The organism is Pontibacter coccineus, assembly GCF_030546575.1.
Classification (GTDB): Bacteria; Bacteroidota; Bacteroidia; order Cytophagales; family Hymenobacteraceae; genus Pontibacter; species Pontibacter coccineus.
Genome location: NZ_JAUOTN010000003.1, coordinates 309,527 through 327,737, shown reverse-complemented (window position 1 = coordinate 327,737; position 18,211 = coordinate 309,527). Strand labels below are relative to the sequence as shown.

The window sequence follows — 18,211 nt, the reverse complement described above, 5'->3', positions numbered from 1 at the left end:
TTGTGTAGTTCGGTCTGGTAAAATTTGTCACAAGGAGGGCCACTCTGTTACTGACTAAGATGCTTAAAGTAGAGTCCGGTGGCCACGAGCAGCAGCCTGGTAAGCTCCGAAATTTCCCTGATAATGGAAATCTGCCCGCTTGCGATGGAAAAGTTTCCCTGCTCAAAGCGCATCAGGTTATTGCCCGCTTCGTCCTGTAAGTCTCTGCTGCTGTCCAATGCTTTTCCCTTGAAAGTAAACTGCTCGCCCGTGACCAAGGTAGTGGTGCTTTGGCCAAAGCCTGACGATTTGCTCATACCGATCACCTCCTCTTTGAAGTGAATCGTAACATCATGCTCAAGCCAGCCCTTCCGCTGAAAATAAAGGTTGATCCGCTCGGAGCTGAAATCGGCGTCGTTGCTTGTCCAGCCCCTGAAGGTGAGCTCGCCAACCACGCCGTTTTCGTCGTTGACAGTATACCTCCTGGACGTCAGATTTTCCTGTTTCCAATGCAGCAACGCCATGATTTTACTTTAAGCCCAGCACGTCTACGCCCTGCTCAAACACCACGTCCACGGGTATGTTCTTTTGGCTCAGGCGGTCAAGGTCAGCTTGTAGTTCGGCGCTGATCTGCCCCTGCTCATTCAGCAATTTGCCTACACCGGCGTAGTCGCCGTTGCCCTGCAGCGTCAGGATCAGTTCAGATAACTTGTCCATGGCCTCCCCCATTTTCACGTAGTTCACGCGGTACTTGCCCGTCTGCGCGTCACGCTCGAAGGCGCCGTTCTCCTTAAAGAAGTTGAAGCGTACCATGTTGGCCTTGCCGTGCGCACTGGCCGCGCCAAAACGTACCGAGCGGAAAATGCCCGCCATGAAAGTGGTGTAGTAGTCCTCGAGGCTGCCGCTCACTTCGCCTTTCTTGTGCAGTTGCGTGATCATGTACAGGCCCAGGATGTCGGCTTTGCCTTCTTCCAGCGCTGAGGCGTGTTCTTTTAAAGCTTCCCGTACGGTGCCTTTGCCGTTGATGGTGTTCTTGATGCCCAGACCGTGCGCCACTTCGTGGAACATGGTATTGGCAAAGAAAGCATCGAAGGTGATGTGCTGCTTCTGGTCATCGGCGATCAGCTCATCAGCAATCGGCAGCATGATCTTGTCGAACTTGGCCTGCATGGCGTTCTTGAGCTGCAGCCGGCGTGTGCCTTTCTTCAGCTGCACCTCTTCGTCATTGGGCAGGTTGATGGCGATGGTTTTGCTGCCCGCGTTGCAGTCGCCGGCGTAATAAACCACGTCATAGGCGTTCAGGTCCGAATCGGTGCCCGGGGTTTCTTTTTTAAGGTTGGCTGCTACCGGCAAGCCACGCTGTAGTTCGGGCAGGAAGGCCGCATACTTCTCGAGGCGCTTGCTCCAGTCCATGTCCTTGATCAGCACATAGGCTTCGTGCGCCGCTTTGTAGCCGAATACCTTGTCTTCGTAAGTTTCGATCGGGCCGATCACTACGTCGATGCGGTTGTTCTTCATGTCCATCCAGGCCAGGTCGCTTGGCTGGTAGTTATCGTTGAGCAGCGCATCAGCACGCAGGGTCAGGTATTTTTTCAGGCCTGGCTCCTCGGCCAGGTTCGCTGCCTGGCGCAACAGGTTAGAAGCGCGTTTTACCTGCTCCTTGAACTGCTCGTGGTAAGGAACCGTGATCAGGTTACCCTTGGCGTCGCGTCGCAGCAAGGTATACTGACTGGCTTTGTCTTTCAGGTTCGCCTTCTCAAACTCCTCCTTCGTCATGTCGTGCGGGTAGAAGTTGGCTGCGTCCGGCTTTGGTCCCACGCCAGGTATAAAGGGCTCGTTGTTGTTGAGGCGATCCCAGGGGCCGTAGTTGATTTTCACAAACTGTTTGGCGGCATCGTCGGTCAGGGCACTGAGCAAGGAGTCTTTCTTGCCATAGGCCTCATACCAGAACAGCTCGTCCATGATGTCGCTTGCTTCGATCAACAAGGGAATCATTTGGCGCTCTTTTTCGCTCAGGCCGTTCAGGTCAGCGGTGAGGCGCACGGTGGTGTACATGCCCAACTTCTGCTGCAGGTCGGTGGTGGCGGCACCGGTCTGCTCAGTCTCGGTGGTTTGAGTTTCGTCGGTGGTGCTGCCGGTGCAGGCGGCCGTCATGGCGGCTACAGCGGAGGCTAGTATCAGGTGGCGTGATTTCATGTAGGTATCAGGTTAGTTTTATTTTTCAAGAGAAAGATACAGGATTTGGGGTAAAAGAAAAAGCCGCCACTCTTTATCAGAGCAGCGGCTTATACCTATGTGATGCTTTTCACTTGCTTAAAACAGACCGAACAGTTCGCTGTTAATCCGCTCAATAATGCTTCCCAGATCCTCGGGGTTGGCCACAAAGTCCATGTTGTTCACATCGATCACCAGCAGTTTGCCCTGGTCGTAACTGCTCATCCAGGTGTTGTAGTGCTCGTTGAGGTTGCGCAGGTAGTTGATGCTGATGTTGTTTTCGTACTCGCGGTTGCGCTTCTCGATCTGTCCGATCAGTTTCGGCAGGTCGGCCTTCAGGTAAATCATCAGGTCAGGCGCCTTCACCATGCTGATCATCGACTGAAAAAGCGCAAAGTAGTTCTCGTAATCGCGCGTGCTCATTAGCCCGGAATCGTGCAGGTTTTTAGCGAAGATGAAAGCGTCTTCGTAAATCGTGCGGTCCTGGATCACATGCCCGTCCTTGGACTGGATCTGCTGCACCTGTCCGAAGCGACTGTTCAGAAAGTACACCTGGAGGTGGAAAGCCCAGCGCTCCATGTCCTCGTAAAAATCCTTCAGGTAGGGGTTATTCTCGACTGCCTCCAGGTATAGCTCCCACTTAAAGTGCTGGGAAAGTTTGGTGGCCAGGGTAGTTTTGCCGGCGCCAATGTTGCCGACGATCGCAATGTGCATGGTAATGGTATAATGGATGAAGAAACCGGCTGCAAATTAAAGCTTTTTTTCGTGCCTGTTTGTCTCTCTTCCTGAAACTTACCAACGTGGTTATGCACACTGCCTGTCGAAGTATGCACCCCAGCCCGCTCTGTACTCTACCTCAGAGGAATAAACCGACGGGTGTAGCGGCCCAGTTAGACTCCAATGCTGTTCTGGTTGCCATCAACCCATCAGAGCAGGCTGCGTAAACAGTAAGTGAAACCAAACTTAAATAAAGCTATGACAAAGGGACATAACCAGGACAAAAACAAGTCGCAGCAACAGCCTGAGGCTAAAAAGCAGGGCGGCCAGGAAGGAAACCGCAACATGCCTGACCAGAAGAAGGACAAGAGCCCGAACCAGGGCCGCAACAAAGGCGACCAGTCTGGCGGCACCAAAGGCCAGAACGCCATCTAGTTAACACTATAACCGAAAACAGCCGGGACGTGCAGCAATCACTGCAAGTCCCGGCTGTTTTGTTAGGTATGGGATTCTCCCGCTGTAAGACGGGTATCCCTAGCGTTGCTCCCGCATCTGGTTATACCTGTCCTTGGCGTCACGGCTTTTGCGCAGGGTGTTGAACTCTACTTGCAGCGCGGCCACTTTCATCTTGTCGCTGTTGGTCATCTGGCTGAGTACCTGCTGCCTGCGGTCGTTGAGCTGCAGGTATACGTGCTCGGCATAGTCCCAGTCGCGGAGGCTCCAGTCGGCGCGCTGCGCCCGCACGTTTTCCATGAACCTGACAAAAGTGCCGCGCAACTGACTGGCCTTTAGCTGTCCGATCTTGTTGGTGCCGGCCAGGCGGCGCTCCCAGGTAACGGCTGTCTCGCGGCTAAGCGGCTGTCCGTAGCGTTCTTCCTTCTCAGCCTCCCACGCCTGGTACTGGTTTTTCAGTTCGCCATACTCCTGCTTCGAGGCTTCGTTCATCTGGCTGCTGCTGCGGTCCAGACTTTGGGTGCGGGCCCTGAACTCCTGCTTGACTACCGGCCATTCAGCCTTTGTTATACTATCGCCCTGGTTTACTCTTTTGTTCATCCAGGTTCTGAAATCCTCCAGGTCCTGCTCCAGTTTCGATTTGGTCTGGGCCTGGGCGCCGAGCGTGCTTAGGGCCATAAAAAGCATGAGGGCGTAAACAAATAGCTTCTTCATAGGTTGGTTTTATAATGTTACAGCATACTCTTTTAACACAGCATTCCTATTAAATATTATGCCAGAATATTCTGATGGCGCTATATTTTTTTAATCCTGCCACTATACCTGCTCCCACTATAACATGCCGTTTGCTATCCTTTTGCGGTTGCTTACGTTTAATGCAAAGATAGGCATTTTGCCTGCGCCGCACTTGGGATTGTGCCATACACGTTCTTCCCCCATCAACCAAATAAACTTATATGCGCAAAACGAGGGACAACTTCCACGAAACCGTTGTTTCCATACCTAACCGGGACGAGATCATCCTGAGCGCCGAACGCTTTCCGTTCAAGGCGACCCTCAGCCTGTCACCGCTGGTGACTTACTGGGAGAACAAGATCAAGACCGACCCGAACTGCAATGTGTCCCGTGTGAACGAGCTGGCCGGTCTGCTGCGCCAAAACCCCGAGCTGCTGGAGCCTATCGAGGATGTGTCCATTATCAATAAATACATCGACACGGTCGATATCCTGATGGAGGATATTTTCCCGAGCGCCCTCTGGGAGAACGACCTGCGTGCTACGGTGCTGCCCTTTCACTTCGACAGTTTCTACGCCACGCCACGCCTGGAGGAGCTCGACCTGCTGGGAGGCGGCAACTATACCCAAAAGCTCAACCTCGACCTCAAGACACTGCTCTTCCGCCAGACGCTCTCGGCCTATACCCTGATCCTGGAGAAGTTCTACAACGCCAACTTCTTTGTGGACGAGCCCTTTATCTTCAGTATCAAAGACAAGTTCACCAAGCTGGACCGGCACTACAAGCTGATCACGGACCTGAAGTTCATGAAAGTGAAGGCCAAGGGTCCGATCAAGAAACTCAGCACGCAGGAGATAAACTTTCTGATCAACCGCTACAACGACCTGGACCTCTGGATGCAGAAGATTCCGCCAGAGAACTTCGAGTTCAGCGGCTTTGCCATCTACGATTTCACGGACGTGACCAACGAGGCGACCATCTCCTCGTTGCGCTACGACCTCCTCGACCAGGACTCAGTGACCACACCGGAGGGGTTTGAGAGCCTGCAGCAGAAGCTGCGCGTGCTCTTCGGGCTGCCGGGGCTGCGGCTAGGTCTGGCCTCCCTGCCTGAACTGCATGAGTTCGACACTAACTTTACCCGCAAAACCTGGAACGGGCTGGTGCTTCAGAAAGACTCCCACATCAAACTGGAAGATCTGACGGAGTCCATCTACGCCCCCGTGCTCATCAAGGGCAACACCATTATAGTAGACGACCTGGAGCAGCTGGATGAGACCAACAGACTGGAGCAGGAGTTGATTAAGTCCGGTGTTCGAAACCTGATCATCGCGCCGCTTCACTACGAGGGCAAAACGATCGGTATGCTGGAACTGGCCTCGCCTATACCTGGCGAGCTGAATGCCCTCTCCACCATCAAGCTCAAGGAGATACTGCCACTTTTTGCGCTGGCCCTCAACCGCATGCTCGATGAGTTGCGCAGCAGCATCCAAAACATCATCAAGGAGAAGTACACGGCCATTCACCCCATCGTGGAGTGGCGCTTTACGCAGGCAGCCATCAACCTGCTCGATAAGATGGAGCGCAATGTGCCGGCCGAGATCGAACCGATCGTGTTCCGCGACATTTTCCCACTTTACGGGGTATCGGACGTTCGCAGTTCGGCTTCGGAGCGCAATAGGGCCATACAAGGCGACCTGATAGACCAGTTGGTACTGGCCAAAGAGGTGATTCTGGCCGCCAAAGACAAGCTGCCGCTCTCCATTCTGGATGAGTTGATCTATAAGATAGACAAGTACTCGCAAAACATCGTGCAGGAACTGGGCTCGGGCGACGAGGCTGTGGTGCTGGAGTTTCTGCGCAGCGAGATCGAACCGCTCTTCAATCACTTCACCCAGAAGTACCCTTCTACCCAAAAGGCCATCGAAGCCTATCGCAAAGCCACCAACAATCCAAACGGCGTGGTGTACAACAAGCGGCGCGCCTACGAAGAGAGCCTATACCTGATCAACGACACCATTTCCAGCTTCCTGGACCGGGAGGAGGAAAAGGCGCAGCAGATCTTTCCGCACTACTTTGAGAAGTATAAGACGGATGGGCTGGAGTACAACATCTACATCGGGGCATCGCTACTGAACAGCGGTCATTTTGAGGAGCTATACCTGAAGAACATGCGCCTGTGGCAACTGATGCTCACCTGCGAGATAGCCCGCCGCATACATAAACTGCGCGCTAACCTGAAACTGCCGCTCGAGATCACCCAGCTGATCCTGGTGCACAGCAACCCGATCTGCATCCGCTTCCGGCTCGACGAGAAAAAGTTTGATGTGGAAGGCGCCGACAACATCCGCTACGAGATCATCAAGAAGCGAATAGACAAGGCCACGCTGCGCGGTACCGAGGAGCGCCTCACCCAGCCCGGCAAGGTGGCCATTGTGTACACACAGCCACGCGAGGCGCAGGAGTACCGCCGCTACATCGACTTTCTGCAGGCGGAAGGGTATATTGAGCAGGGAGTAGAGGACCTGGAGATAGAAGAGCTACAGGGCGTGCAGGGACTGAAGGCGCTCCGCATTTCGATCAATTTCCAGGAGCAACTGCGCCACGACATTGATGCCGGCGACGAGCTGCTTCAGATCGCACGGGCGGCCACACTCAATTAAAATTGCACTTTTTCGCAAAGCGCAACTTTTTTAAAAATAAATTCAAATTCCAATTGGCTATAAATAAGCTATTTACAGTACAATGACGCTTGTAAGATTCTACCAACTACAGGCATTGCTGTAATTTTCTCTGCCACAGTGCAATTATTTTAAAGGAAAGGGCGTTTTACCTGAGACTGCCGGGGAAGCGCCCTGTGCTGTTTATTTATTTTCACTTTTCAACTTTTAGCCAAATGAAATTGAAAAACCGTTTTTTACCTGCCATGCTCGTGTTTGGCGTGGTAGCACTTTCGTCTTGCGAAAAAAATGACAACGAGTCTGCAGAGCCTACTTTTGACCAGGGTGCCCTGTCACATGTGATGCTGGATTCCGCCGAGGTTACTTCTTACAAAGTGGTGGGCAAGCAGCTTAGCCAGGTAAACCACTACAACCAGGAGACAGGCGAGGTGGATAGTTTCGACAAGTATGAGCGTGACAACAAGGGCCGCCTGATCAAGAGCACTACCTACGCCGGCAAAAACCAGGCGCTTCTGACAGAGCAGCACTACACCTACAATGACAAAGGCGAGTTGAGCAAATCGGTTTCCACTTACTTTACAGGTGGCAAGCCGGAGTACCAGACCTACAGCACATATTCTTATGATGCCGCCAACAAGCTGAGCAAGAAGTCAGTGTACGAAGGCACCGAGGAGAAAGGCAAACTGAAGTCATTCACGACATATGAAGTGATGCCAAACGGTAACTACGCCCAGGAAAAGCAGTTTGTGATTGATGGTACTGGAGATGCGAAGCTTTACGCGACCACAACCAACTCTTACGATGCTAACCCGAACCCACTGCACGCATTTGCAGAGCCAGGTTCGGCCAGCAGCCCAAACAACCTGGTGCGCTCTTCTATGGAAGTACACAACAGCCAAAAGGCTTTCACACGCTCTTACTCGTACAAGTACGACGACAGCGGCATGCCGATCAGCCAGACGGTGACACTGCCAAACGGTAAGTCCCAAACATTCAACTACGTGTACAGCAACTAATGCCGGTACGCCGTCAGAGTCACAGCCCCCGGCCGTCCACGTCCGGGGGCTGTGGTGTTTCTGGCCCTTTCCTGTTGCAGGCAGACGGCTGGTAATTGTGCCGTAAAAAAGCTATATTTGTTATTGTACTAAACAAAAGACAATGTCGAAGACGAAAATAACAGTGAACAGCAATGGCTCCCTGCGTGTAGAGGGTGAGTTTGAGATCGTGGACAAGCACGGCAACGTATACGGGCTCGGTGGCCGCGAACTGGTTTCGATCTGCCGCTGCGGCATGTCGCAGAACAAACCCTTCTGCGACGGCTCGCACAAAGGCCACTTCGAGCATGATGCCGAGGCCTTTGATCTTCCTCCCAAAAAACAGTAACCCTAACACAACCCGTTCACCATGGCCGAGCGCCTGATCACCGTTGCCACCTTCAGCCAACCCACTGAGGCCCACATCCTGAAAGGCCGCCTGGAAGCAGAGGGAATCCTGTGCTTTTTGGGTGACGAGCAGATCATTGCGGCACAGCCACTGTACTCGCTGGCGGTGGGTGGCGTGAAACTGCAGGTGACAGAAGGCGATGTAGAAGAGGCCCTCGAGTTATTGGGCCGTATTGAGCGCGGCACCAGTGAGTACATCATTGACGACAACATTGAGCTGGCACCGCCCGCTCAGGTATACCTGGATGCTGAGGCATGCCCGATATGCGAGTCAAAAAACATCTCTGCCCGTGGATTTTTTGGAGGAGTGCTGGGTATCACCCTACCCTTCGTCAGCAGGCGTTACGGTTGCCACGACTGCCACTATACTTGGAAAGAAAACTAAAAAAGCGCCCCGTGGGGCGCTTTTTTTATGCCTGCCAAATGCTGTCCGCCGGTCTTACTTCAAACTGTTTACCAGCTGCACATACTGTGCGCGGGCATCTTCCGGACTCGTTCCTTGCAGGCTTTTCCACGCATCCCACTTGGCGATGTTTTTAAAATCAAAACCACCCGGACGCTCCGTGTTCACATCCCCTTCCGTAGCCTGCTTGAATAAGCTGTAAAGTTGCAGCAGAATAGTATTCGACGGGCGTTCCGTTAGCTCCTTCGACTGAGCCACTGCCTGCTCAAATTCTTCTTGTGTTGCCATAGTGTGTCGGATAAATTGTTTTTTTAGTGAGGACAAGGTATAAAAAAATACGCTGCATGCATAACTTTAATTTATAATTAACTTCTCATTATTTTCCTTATTTTTATATTCTGTATAAAAGATACACACTATGAAAAAAGCACACTACAGCAATTCTGCTCCGGCCCTACTGCTTTCGGCCTGCCTGCTGACAGGGACAGCCTGCAGCACGACGACGCAACAACCCACCACAACCGAGACGGCCACGACCGATCAAACGGCCGACACCACGGTAAAGGCGGAGGCCGCTCTGCCTCAACCGCCTGTGGCTGCCAAGAAACCGAAAGAACTCACAGCGCACGGCGATACCCGCACCGACAATTACTACTGGATGAACGAGCGCGACAACCCGGAAGTGATCGCCTACCTGAACGCCGAAAACGAATATACCAAGCAGGTAATGGCCGATACAGAGCAGCTGCAGGAAAAGCTCTTTAACGAGATTGTGGGCCGCATCAAGCAAACTGATGAGTCGGTGCCTTATAAGAAGAACGGCTATTTCTACTACACCCGCTTTGAGGCCGGCAAAGAGTACCCGATCTATGCCCGTAAGAAAGGCAGCCTGGATGCCAAGGAAGAGGTGATGGTGAACGCCAACGAGCGCGCCGAGGGCAAGAGCTACTATGCCGCCGCCGGCATGAACGTGAGCCCCAATAACCGGCTGGTGGCTTTCGGGGAAGACACCGTGAGCCGCCGCCAGTACACCCTCCGCTTCAAGGACCTGCAGACCGGCGAGCTGCTGCCTGACCGTATACCCAACACCACGGGCGGGGCAGTGTGGGCAAACGACAACAAGAACGTCTTCTATACCATGAAAGACCCGGCTTTGCGCTCTTTCAAGATCTTCCGCCATACCCTGGGCACTCCCACCGCACAGGACAAAGAGGTATACCACGAGGCTGATGAGACTTTCAACACGTTTGTATATAAGACCAAGTCAGACAAGTACATCATCATCGGCTCCAGCAGCACGCTCTCACAGGAATTCCGTTTCCTGGATGCCGCTAACCCAACAGCCACGCCTAAAGTGATTCAGCCCCGCGAGCGCGGCCTGGAGTATAGCGTCGACCACTTCGGGGACAGCTTCTACATCCGCACCAACAAGGACGGCGCGACCAACTTTAAGCTGATGAAAACACCGGTAGGCAAAACCACCAAGCAAAACTGGAAGGATGTAATTCCGCATCGCGCTGACACGTACTTGGAAGAGGCTGAAATATTTCAGGATTACCTGGTGCTGCAGGAGCGTAAGAACGGCCTGACGGAATTGCGCGTGAAGAAGTGGAACGATCCGAAGACCGATTACTATGTAGATTTTGGGGAAGAGGCGTATACCGCCGGCATCAGCATCAACCCCGACTTCGACAGCAAGGTGCTGCGCTATGTGTACAGTTCCCTCACCACACCAAGCTCCACGTTTGACTACAACATGCAAACGAAGCAGAAAACGCTGCTGAAAGAACAGGAAGTGGTAGGCGATTTCGATAAGAACAACTACGAATCCAAGCGCATCTACGCCACGGCTAAAGACGGCACCAAAATTCCGGTGTCGCTGGTATACCGCAAAGGCCTCAAGCTCGACGGCAACAACCCGACACTGCAGTACGCTTACGGCTCCTACGGCATCAGTATGAACCCTGGTTTTAGCTCCGTTCGCCTGAGCCTCCTGGACCGCGGCTTTGTGTACGCCATTGCCCATATCCGGGGTGGACAGGAGATGGGCCGCCAGTGGTATGAGGACGGTAAACTGATGAAGAAGAAAAACACCTTCACGGACTTTATCGATGTATCGGAATACCTGATCAAGCAGGGCTATACCAATCCGGACAAGCTGTTTGCACAAGGCGGTAGCGCCGGTGGCTTGTTGATAGGTGCTGTTGCCAACATGCGCCCAGACTTGTACAAAGGCATGCACGCCGCCGTACCGTTTGTGGATGTAGTCACCACCATGCTCGATACCAGCATTCCGCTCACCACCGGTGAGTTTGACGAGTGGGGCAACCCGGCCAACAAAGACGCTTATGACTACATGCTCTCCTACTCGCCCTATGACAACGTAGAGGCCAAGGAATACCCGAACATGCTCGTCACCACCGGTCTCCACGACTCGCAGGTACAGTATTTCGAGCCAGCCAAGTGGGTGGCCAAGCTGCGTGAGCTAAAGACCGACGACAACCTGCTCCTCTTCCAGACCAACATGGAAGCAGGCCACGGCGGTGCCTCCGGCCGCTTCCAGCCCTACCGCGAAACTGCCCTGCAGTATGCTTTCTTTTTGAAGCTGGCAGGGATCAAGGAGTGATGATTAATGGGTAATGAAGAATGATTAATGAGACAATAATGATCAATCAATAGAGGTTGTCTTCATTATCCCCGAAAACAAGCAACCCCGCCGCAAATGATTTTGCGGCGGGGTTGCTTGTTATTACCCTATACTGTCATTTCGACCCTTAGGGAGAAATCCTGAATAGGGTTCCGGTTTTGGAAAAATTCAGATCTCTCCTTTCGTCGAGATGACAATGTGAGTGTAGATAAAAGAACTTAACTCACCTTCACTACAATTTTACCAAACTGCTTGCCGGCTTCCATGTAGCGCATGGCTTGTTCGGTTTCTTCGAGCGGGAAAACGATGTCTACCACGGGCTTTACTTGCTTCTCTGCTACAAAGGCGATCATTTCGGCGAAATCCTGGTTGGTGCCCATCGTGCTGCCGTGTATGGCGAGTTGCTTCCAGAAAATCTCAGCCGGATTGATCTGGCCGATCATACCGGTGGTGCCGCCATAAATCCCAATGCGTCCGCCTGGGTTGGCCAGTTTCACCAGCTGGACAAAACCTTCGCCCGCTGCCCCATCTATGGCTACATCAAACCCACCAACCATAGCTTTCAACTCTTTGCCCCAGTTTTCTTTCCTGTAATTAATGCCGCCTGTTGCACCCAGTTCTTTGGCCTTTTCGATCTTCTCGTCCGACCCGGATGTCACCCATACCTCCGCTCCGGCTGCTACCGCAAATTGCACGGCAAACAAAGCCACGCCGCCACCGGCACCTGTTATCAGTACCCGCTCACCGGCTTTCAAGCCGCACTTCGTGAACATGGCGCGGTAGGCCGTAACGCTGGCCAGCGGCAGGGCAGCCGCTTCTTCAAAACTCAGATGCGCAGGTTTGCGGTGCAGGTTAGTGGCTTTTACTTTCACGTAGTCTGCAAACGTGCCGTCCTCGGGCATGCCCAGCACCTTATACGCCTTACTGTGCGCCTGCGGATTATCGCCCCAGTCGGTGGAAGGGTCAATCACCACTTCCTGCCCTACCCAGCGCTCGTCCACCCCCTCGCCTACTTCGGTTACGATACCTGCTCCGTCAGACCCCAGTATGGCCGGGTAGTCTTTGGTGAAGTAGCGGCCGTACTGTATCCAGACGTCGCGGTGGTTCAGGGCGGCAGCTTTTACCTGCACAATGGCTTCTCCGGCTCCGGCAGCAGGTTTCTCTTTCTCGATCAGCACAAAAGGGCTGTTGATGGCTTCCAGGTAGATGGCTCTCATAGTTGTTGGATGAAGGTATAGGTATACAAAGGTATAACTTCTGCCCTAAGCTGAAAACCTATCGGGGTAGGCATTGGCTTTTTATACGGGAGCCCCTATCTTCGTTGCCAGCACAGCAACATGAGCGCACATGAACACCAAGTATAGCATCCGGGAAGCAACGATCACTGACATACCTACCATCCATCCACTGGCCGAGGCCATCTGGGAACCTACTTACCGTCCCATTCTTTCGCGGGAGCAGATCGATTATATGTTTGAGGTGATCTATACCTACGACGCCCTGAAACGACAAATGATGGAAGGCCAGAAGTTCATTCTGCTGTACGATGGTGCGGAGCCGATCGGTTTTGCGGCTTATTCCACAAAAGAACCAGCAGGCGCCGTATACAAACTGAACAAAATATACCTGCTCCCCAGCCGGCAGGGCGAAGGGCTGGGCAAGCTGTTGCTCGAAGCGGTGGAAAAACGTGTACGTGAGGCGGGTGCCCGCTACCTGGACCTGAATGTGAACAAGTATAACAAGGCGAAAGCATTTTATGAGCGCGCAGGCTACCAGGTGCTGCTGGAAGAGGACATCCCGATCGGGCCTTACTGGATGAACGATTATGTGATGCGCAAAGGGTTGGCATAAAAAAAACGGGCAGCTTCGCAGCTGCCCGTTTCTGTACTATCCCTTGTCGTTAGGATTACTTCACTGCAATCGGATCCGGGTTTCCGTCCGGATCGTTCTTCACAGTGCCGCTTGTTCTAAGAGGACCGTGCAGCAAGAGGCCCGCTACGTGCGGAGACGCCATAGACGTGCCGCTGATCGTGTTATAACCACCACCTTTCCAGGTAGAGTTGATGCTCACACCAGGTGCGCACACGTCTACTGGCGGGTTGCCATAGTTTGAGAAGCTGGCCCATGAGTCAGAAGAGTTCATGGCAGACACTGTGTAGATGTTGGCGTGGTTAGCGCGCGCTGGAGACGAGCTATTGGCATGCGTCGACTCGTTACCGGCAGCCAGGGCAAACTTAATACCTTTGCTGGCAGCAGCAATCACTGCATCATCCAGTGCCTGGGAAGTTGGACCGCCCAAGCTCATGTTTGCCACGTCACCAGACTGAGCAGCCGAAGCCACATAGTCAACACCAGCGATTACGCCAGAGTAAGAACCGCTTCCGCGTGAGTCAAGCACTTTCACAGCAACTACGGTTGCGTCGTGGGCTACACCGATCACACCGATCGAGTTGTTTTTAGCAGCGATCGTACCAGCTACGTGTGTACCATGGCCATTGCCATCGTTCGCATCGCTGGCATCTCTACCTGAGGTAAAGAAAGTTCTGCTGCGGTTTACATCCACATTCAGGTCAGGGTGCGTCAGGTCTATACCTGAGTCAATCACCCAGGCGGTTTTGCCGGTACCGTCACCATAACCTACACGGGCAATGCCGTAAGGTACTGTCTGGCCTGTAGAACCGCCACCACCTGTTCCTGGCTTCGCCAGCATCACGATTCTGTCTGGCTCGATATAATCCACACGGCTGTCGCTACGGAGCGCATCCACCTGGTCATCCGACAGTTTTACTGCCACGCCGACTAACGCCTGACCATAGGCCTGCTCAATTGTTGCATTGGCAATACCTTTAGAATAGAGTAATTCCTGTCCCATTTCACGCACCGCGCCTACACGCTCGGCATAGGTAGCAGTACCATCCAGACGCTGGTTGGCATCCTTCTTAAATACTACAATGTACTGGCCTTTGATAACAGCTCCATTTTGGGTGGAAGTCTGTAAATTCTCTGCTACTTCAGTGGCTTCAGGCGCCTCAGAGTCGCAAGAGGTAAACGATACGGCTGCAGTAGAGAGGGCTGCGCCAAATAGTACAGAACGCAGAACGTTCTTAATGCGTAAGGTGTTTTTCATACTTGTAAAAAATGTTAGGTTAGTTAAAGTTTTAAGGTTTATTATAAGGATAGTGAAAGCCAAACTATTGAATGAGATTTATATATCCAAATAAAAGTATAATTTTTTTGAATATATTTTTTTGAAATGCGCCTGACACTAGCAGGAAGCCATACATTGTTACAACATTTAAATTGCACTGAAATCAGGGTATAAATTCTTGTTTATACAGCAGCAAGGGCCCTTTTAAAGGTGTATGCAGGGATCAGAATATATAGAGGCGGCTTTATACGATGTTCGCAAAACAAAGTTTGCATTAGCGGAACACTATCCTCGAAAAGTCTAATTTTAATTCTATTTTAACAGCTTGCCGGTGCAATTTTATTTGCACCCTATACCTACAGTTCACTATATTAACAGATGCACTAAACTCACCGTTATGAACTATTCGAAAAAAACACGCGCTTCCCGGCATCTGCTCTGGGTGGTCGCTTTCTTCATCAGCCTGACAGGCTGCCAACCCAACACAGAGGAACAGGCCAAATCCGAGAATCGCGAGACCGATACAGAAGAAAAGCTGGAACCGCTCACTTCGGAGAGCGCAGTCGCAGTGCTGACCGCCTATGAAAAAGAGCACCCCGATAGCCTGATCCTCATCAGCACACGCCACGGTGATATCAAGCTGCGGCTATACCCTGAAACGCCTTTGCACCGCGCCAATTTCGTGCGCCTCACCAAAGCAGGCTTTTATGATCAGGGTGAGTTTTACCGCGTCGTAAAAGGATTTGCTGTACAGGGGGGCGACTCCGATACCCGGACGATGAAAAACGGAGCGTATAAAATTCCGCAGGAGTTCAACCCAAAATACATCCACAAGCGTGGTGCCCTGGCCATGGCCCGCTACGGCGACGAACGCAACCCCGAGAAGGAGTCCTCTTCGCACAACTTTTACATTGTGCAGGGTGAGCCGAAAACAGTTCAGGAGCTGAGGGCTTTCGAAGCCAAACACAACATGAAGTACACCCCGCAGCAGATCCAGCTCTATACCTCCATCGGAGGTGAGCCCTCGCTGGACCAGGAGTATACCGTGTTCGGGGAAGTTATAGAAGGGATGGAGGTAGTGGATAAGATCTCGGAAGAGCCGGTAGACGGACAGAGCTGGCCACGCAATATTGTACCGCACACCATCAAAACAATTAAGCAATAAGCAGTACCCGACACCAGGTATAAACAAAATGCCCCGACCTATATGGCCGGGGCATTTTGCATTATTAAAGAACGTGTCGCTATACCTTACTGCACCTGACGGTTCTTCACGTAGGTGTTCAGCCAGGTATCCATCTCCCAGAGCATGTGCAGGATCGACTCACGGGCTGCGTAGCCGTGGCTCTCGTGCGGCAGGAACACCAGTCGCGTCGTGGCTCCGTGGCCCTTCAGGGCGTTGTAGAAACGCTCGCTCTGCACCGGGAAAGTACCCGAGTTATTATCAGCCTCTCCGTGGATCAGCAAAATCGGCGTCTTCACTTTATGGGCAGCTGAGAACGGCGACATGCGGTTGTATACCTCCGGCGCCTGCCAGTACGTGCGCTCCTCCTGCTGGAAACCAAACGGTGTGAGCGTACGGTTATAGGCGCCGCTGCGGGCTATACCTGCGGCAAACAGATCAGAATGCGCCAGCAGGTTACCGGTCATGAAAGCACCGTATGAGTGTCCGCCCACGGCAATGCGCTTCGGATCGGCCACGCCCATGCTCACGGTTTTGTCGATGGCGGCTTTAGCGCTGGCAACCAGTTGCTCCACATACGTGTCGTTCGGCTGTGCATCGCCCTCCCCCACAATCGGGAAGTCGGTGCGGTCGAGCACGGCATAGCCCTGCGTTACCCAGAACAGCGGCGAACCAGAGCTGATGCGGGTAAACTCGTAAGGCGAGCTCTTCACCTGGCCGGCAGCGGCGGCGTTCTTAAACTCACGGGGATACGCCCACATCAGCATCGGCAGCGGGCCACTTCCTTTCTTATAGTCTTTCGGCAGGTATAGCACGGCCGTCAGTTTCACCCCATCGTTGCGCTCGTACTGCAGCATCTCTTTCTGCACGCCTTGCAGCTGCGGGTACGGATGCGGGAACTTGGTTACTTGCGTCAGTTTTTTCTTGTTCAGGTCGCGCACAAAGTAATTCGGCACCTCCTGCTCCGACTCGCGGCGGGTGATGATGCGCTTGCTGTTCAGGTCAATGATGTCCACCGGACGCTCGTAATAAGGCGCTTCAGAACGGAACAGGATCTTTGCCTTCTTAGACTTGAGATTGAACTCGCTCAAGAACGGACGGTTGCCTTCCGGAGAGCCGCCTTCGCTGATCATGTAGATGTTATCGCCTTTCTTGTCAGTCAGCAGCACACTTTGGCCATACTGATTTTTGGTAAACACCGGGCTGCCCGGGTCACTGTAGCCATCTTCGTAAGAGCGCTCGATCAGCACCGTGCCAGCCTGGGCAGGCTTCGATGGATTCACACGCACTACACGCTCTGTGCGGGTCTTCCAGAGGCGCTCGTTTACAAGCGCCAGATCGTTGTTGCCCCACTGTACGCCGCGGTAACGGAACTTGGTACCGGCCAGCTTGGCAGGTTTTCCGGAGAAAGGAGCATCCAGCATGAACACCACATCGCGCTCTGCTACTTCTTTGCTGGCATCACCGCCGTCCTGCGCTTCAGCCCAGTAGAGCGTGGCAGGTTTGTCGGGGCGCCAGCTGTAGCCGCGCGGACCTTTGGCCACGTTATCAAAACCGATTGGAATATCCTCGGCAAGTGGCAGCTGAGCCAGTTGCTTCACCACTTTGCCATCGCGGCCCCATACCTCCACGCTGTAAGGGAAGTAATAGTGCGGCACCAGGTATGAGTAAGGCTTCTGAATGGTCTCCACGAGCAGGTACTGTCCGTCCGGCGACACGTCGGCGCTCTTGATGATACCGGCCTGGCCAACGGGCTGCTGCTTGCCGTCGAGGCTCACCAGTGTGAGCTGGGTTTGCATGTAGTAGTCAAAGAGCTGCTCGTCGTTTCTGTTCTTGAGCAGGTCCTGGTAGGTGCGCGAAGGATTGGCCTTGCCGATGTTCTCCTGGATGTTCGGGCCCGTCGGTACGAGGTTGGCTTTCGGCATTTCGCCACGCTTCTCGTCTACGAACTTCACCAGCAGCGACTTGCTATCCGGCAGCCACGAAAACGGACGACCGCTATACGCATCGTTGAGCGTGGCTTCGGTCAGCTTGCGGGCCTGGCGGTCGGCTATACCTGCCACCCACAGCTCGATGCCGTTTGCTTTGGTGATGGTGAAGGCGATCTGCTTTTCGTCCGGTGACCAGGTCACGTAGGAGATCTGCGCGTTCTTCGGTATACCTGCCAGCTCAAACTCCTGCCCGCCATTTACCTGCTTTAACTTGATGTTGTTGATGAACGAAGCGCGGCTCTGCCCGTTTGTGGCGGGGTTGATGCGAAGACCGGCCAGGCGGCTTTCGGGTTGCGCCAGCTCCTCAATGCTGGGGTAGCCTGCCCGCTCCAGCAGCAGCATCCAGTCGCCTTTGGAGTTGATGCTGACACCCGGCGTAGAAGGTGCGTCGATGATGGAGGCGATGGCCTCGGGTGGGCGCTGGTAGCCGGTGGCGGCCTGTTTGCCGCCCTGCGCCACAGCGACAGTAGCCGGTGAGCCTGCCAGTAGCAACAGGCCCAGCAACGAAGCAGCCAATCGCTTCGGGGTTCTCAGAGTCTTGATGTGCATGTTTCTTTTAAGGTTAAGATAGGTTAGATGTGGGGTTAGACAGTAAGTGAAGGGGAAGGTTTAAGCTGGCAT

16 protein-coding genes are annotated in these 18,211 nt (G+C 53.3%); 8 read left to right on the top strand and 8 right to left on the bottom strand.

Features of this window, described 5'->3' with window-relative positions; genetic code table 11:
• Window positions 1-47 precede the first annotated feature (47 nt).
• From Q4E40_RS08620 to Q4E40_RS08610, 3 genes are all read right to left on the bottom strand, one after another.
• On the bottom strand, window positions 48-503 hold the full coding sequence (locus tag Q4E40_RS08620) for a hypothetical protein (protein WP_303411439.1): 456 nt from the start codon (window positions 501-503) through the stop codon (window positions 48-50).
• Between the two features lie 4 nt (window positions 504-507).
• Window positions 508-2,175, bottom strand: a complete 1,668-nt coding sequence (locus tag Q4E40_RS08615) for a dipeptidyl-peptidase 3 family protein (RefSeq protein WP_303411437.1) — start codon at window positions 2,173-2,175, stop codon at window positions 508-510.
• A gap of 117 nt (window positions 2,176-2,292) precedes the next feature.
• Complete coding sequence (locus tag Q4E40_RS08610; RefSeq protein WP_303411435.1) at window positions 2,293-2,907, bottom strand: deoxynucleoside kinase; 615 nt, start codon at window positions 2,905-2,907, stop codon at window positions 2,293-2,295.
• Window positions 2,908-3,168: 261 nt separating this feature from the next.
• Here Q4E40_RS08610 and Q4E40_RS08605 point away from each other — a divergent pair, with 261 nt between their 5' ends.
• Complete coding sequence (locus Q4E40_RS08605) at window positions 3,169-3,345, top strand: hypothetical protein (RefSeq protein WP_303411434.1); 177 nt, start codon at window positions 3,169-3,171, stop codon at window positions 3,343-3,345.
• A 99-nt stretch (window positions 3,346-3,444) separates the two neighbouring features.
• Here Q4E40_RS08605 and Q4E40_RS08600 read toward each other — a convergent pair whose 3' ends face one another.
• Window positions 3,445-4,077 carry a DUF6565 domain-containing protein gene (locus Q4E40_RS08600; protein WP_303411433.1) on the bottom strand — a complete coding sequence of 211 codons (633 nt, stop codon included), beginning with the start codon at window positions 4,075-4,077 and terminating at the stop codon, window positions 3,445-3,447.
• A gap of 242 nt (window positions 4,078-4,319) precedes the next feature.
• Here Q4E40_RS08600 and Q4E40_RS08595 point away from each other — a divergent pair, with 242 nt between their 5' ends.
• From Q4E40_RS08595 to Q4E40_RS08580, 4 genes are all read left to right on the top strand, one after another.
• Window positions 4,320-6,758: a GAF domain-containing protein gene (locus tag Q4E40_RS08595; protein WP_303411432.1), complete on the top strand. Its 2,439-nt coding sequence runs from the start codon at window positions 4,320-4,322 to the stop codon at window positions 6,756-6,758.
• Between the two features lie 233 nt (window positions 6,759-6,991).
• On the top strand, window positions 6,992-7,792 hold the full coding sequence (locus tag Q4E40_RS08590; RefSeq protein ID WP_303411431.1) for a hypothetical protein: 801 nt from the start codon (window positions 6,992-6,994) through the stop codon (window positions 7,790-7,792).
• A 142-nt stretch (window positions 7,793-7,934) separates the two neighbouring features.
• Window positions 7,935-8,159 (top strand): CDGSH iron-sulfur domain-containing protein, encoded by a 225-nt coding sequence (locus tag Q4E40_RS08585; protein WP_303411430.1) that lies wholly within the window; start codon window positions 7,935-7,937, stop codon window positions 8,157-8,159.
• Window positions 8,160-8,180: 21 nt separating this feature from the next.
• Entirely contained in the window at window positions 8,181-8,603 is a 423-nt protein-coding gene (locus tag Q4E40_RS08580; protein WP_303411429.1) for a putative signal transducing protein, read from the top strand.
• Window positions 8,604-8,657: 54 nt separating this feature from the next.
• Here the strand turns inward: Q4E40_RS08580 and Q4E40_RS08575 are convergent, their stop codons facing one another.
• Window positions 8,658-8,909 (bottom strand): acyl-CoA-binding protein, encoded by a 252-nt coding sequence (locus tag Q4E40_RS08575; protein WP_303411428.1) that lies wholly within the window; start codon window positions 8,907-8,909, stop codon window positions 8,658-8,660.
• Between the two features lie 130 nt (window positions 8,910-9,039).
• On the opposite strand from Q4E40_RS08575, the gene Q4E40_RS08570 reads away from it, so the two are divergent.
• Window positions 9,040-11,247 (top strand): S9 family peptidase, encoded by a 2,208-nt coding sequence (locus tag Q4E40_RS08570; protein WP_303411426.1) that lies wholly within the window; start codon window positions 9,040-9,042, stop codon window positions 11,245-11,247.
• Window positions 11,248-11,486: 239 nt separating this feature from the next.
• On the opposite strand, the gene Q4E40_RS08565 is transcribed toward Q4E40_RS08570, so the two are convergent.
• Window positions 11,487-12,485, bottom strand: coding sequence for a zinc-binding dehydrogenase (locus Q4E40_RS08565; RefSeq protein ID WP_303411425.1), 999 nt, complete (start codon window positions 12,483-12,485; stop codon window positions 11,487-11,489).
• 130 nt (window positions 12,486-12,615) lie between these two features.
• Here Q4E40_RS08565 and Q4E40_RS08560 point away from each other — a divergent pair, with 130 nt between their 5' ends.
• On the top strand, window positions 12,616-13,119 hold the full coding sequence (locus Q4E40_RS08560) for a GNAT family N-acetyltransferase (protein WP_303411423.1): 504 nt from the start codon (window positions 12,616-12,618) through the stop codon (window positions 13,117-13,119).
• A gap of 55 nt (window positions 13,120-13,174) precedes the next feature.
• Here the strand turns inward: Q4E40_RS08560 and Q4E40_RS08555 are convergent, their stop codons facing one another.
• Entirely contained in the window at window positions 13,175-14,395 is a 1,221-nt protein-coding gene (locus Q4E40_RS08555; protein WP_303411422.1) for a S8 family peptidase, read from the bottom strand.
• A 418-nt stretch (window positions 14,396-14,813) separates the two neighbouring features.
• Between Q4E40_RS08555 and Q4E40_RS08550 the strand changes: the two genes are divergently transcribed.
• The gene (locus Q4E40_RS08550; protein WP_303411420.1) at window positions 14,814-15,581 is read left to right on the top strand and encodes a peptidylprolyl isomerase; all 768 of its coding nucleotides are present in this window, start codon (window positions 14,814-14,816) and stop codon (window positions 15,579-15,581) included.
• A gap of 86 nt (window positions 15,582-15,667) precedes the next feature.
• Here the strand turns inward: Q4E40_RS08550 and Q4E40_RS08545 are convergent, their stop codons facing one another.
• On the bottom strand, window positions 15,668-18,139 hold the full coding sequence (locus Q4E40_RS08545) for a S9 family peptidase (RefSeq protein WP_303411419.1): 2,472 nt from the start codon (window positions 18,137-18,139) through the stop codon (window positions 15,668-15,670).
• Window positions 18,140-18,211: the final 72 nt, after the last annotated feature.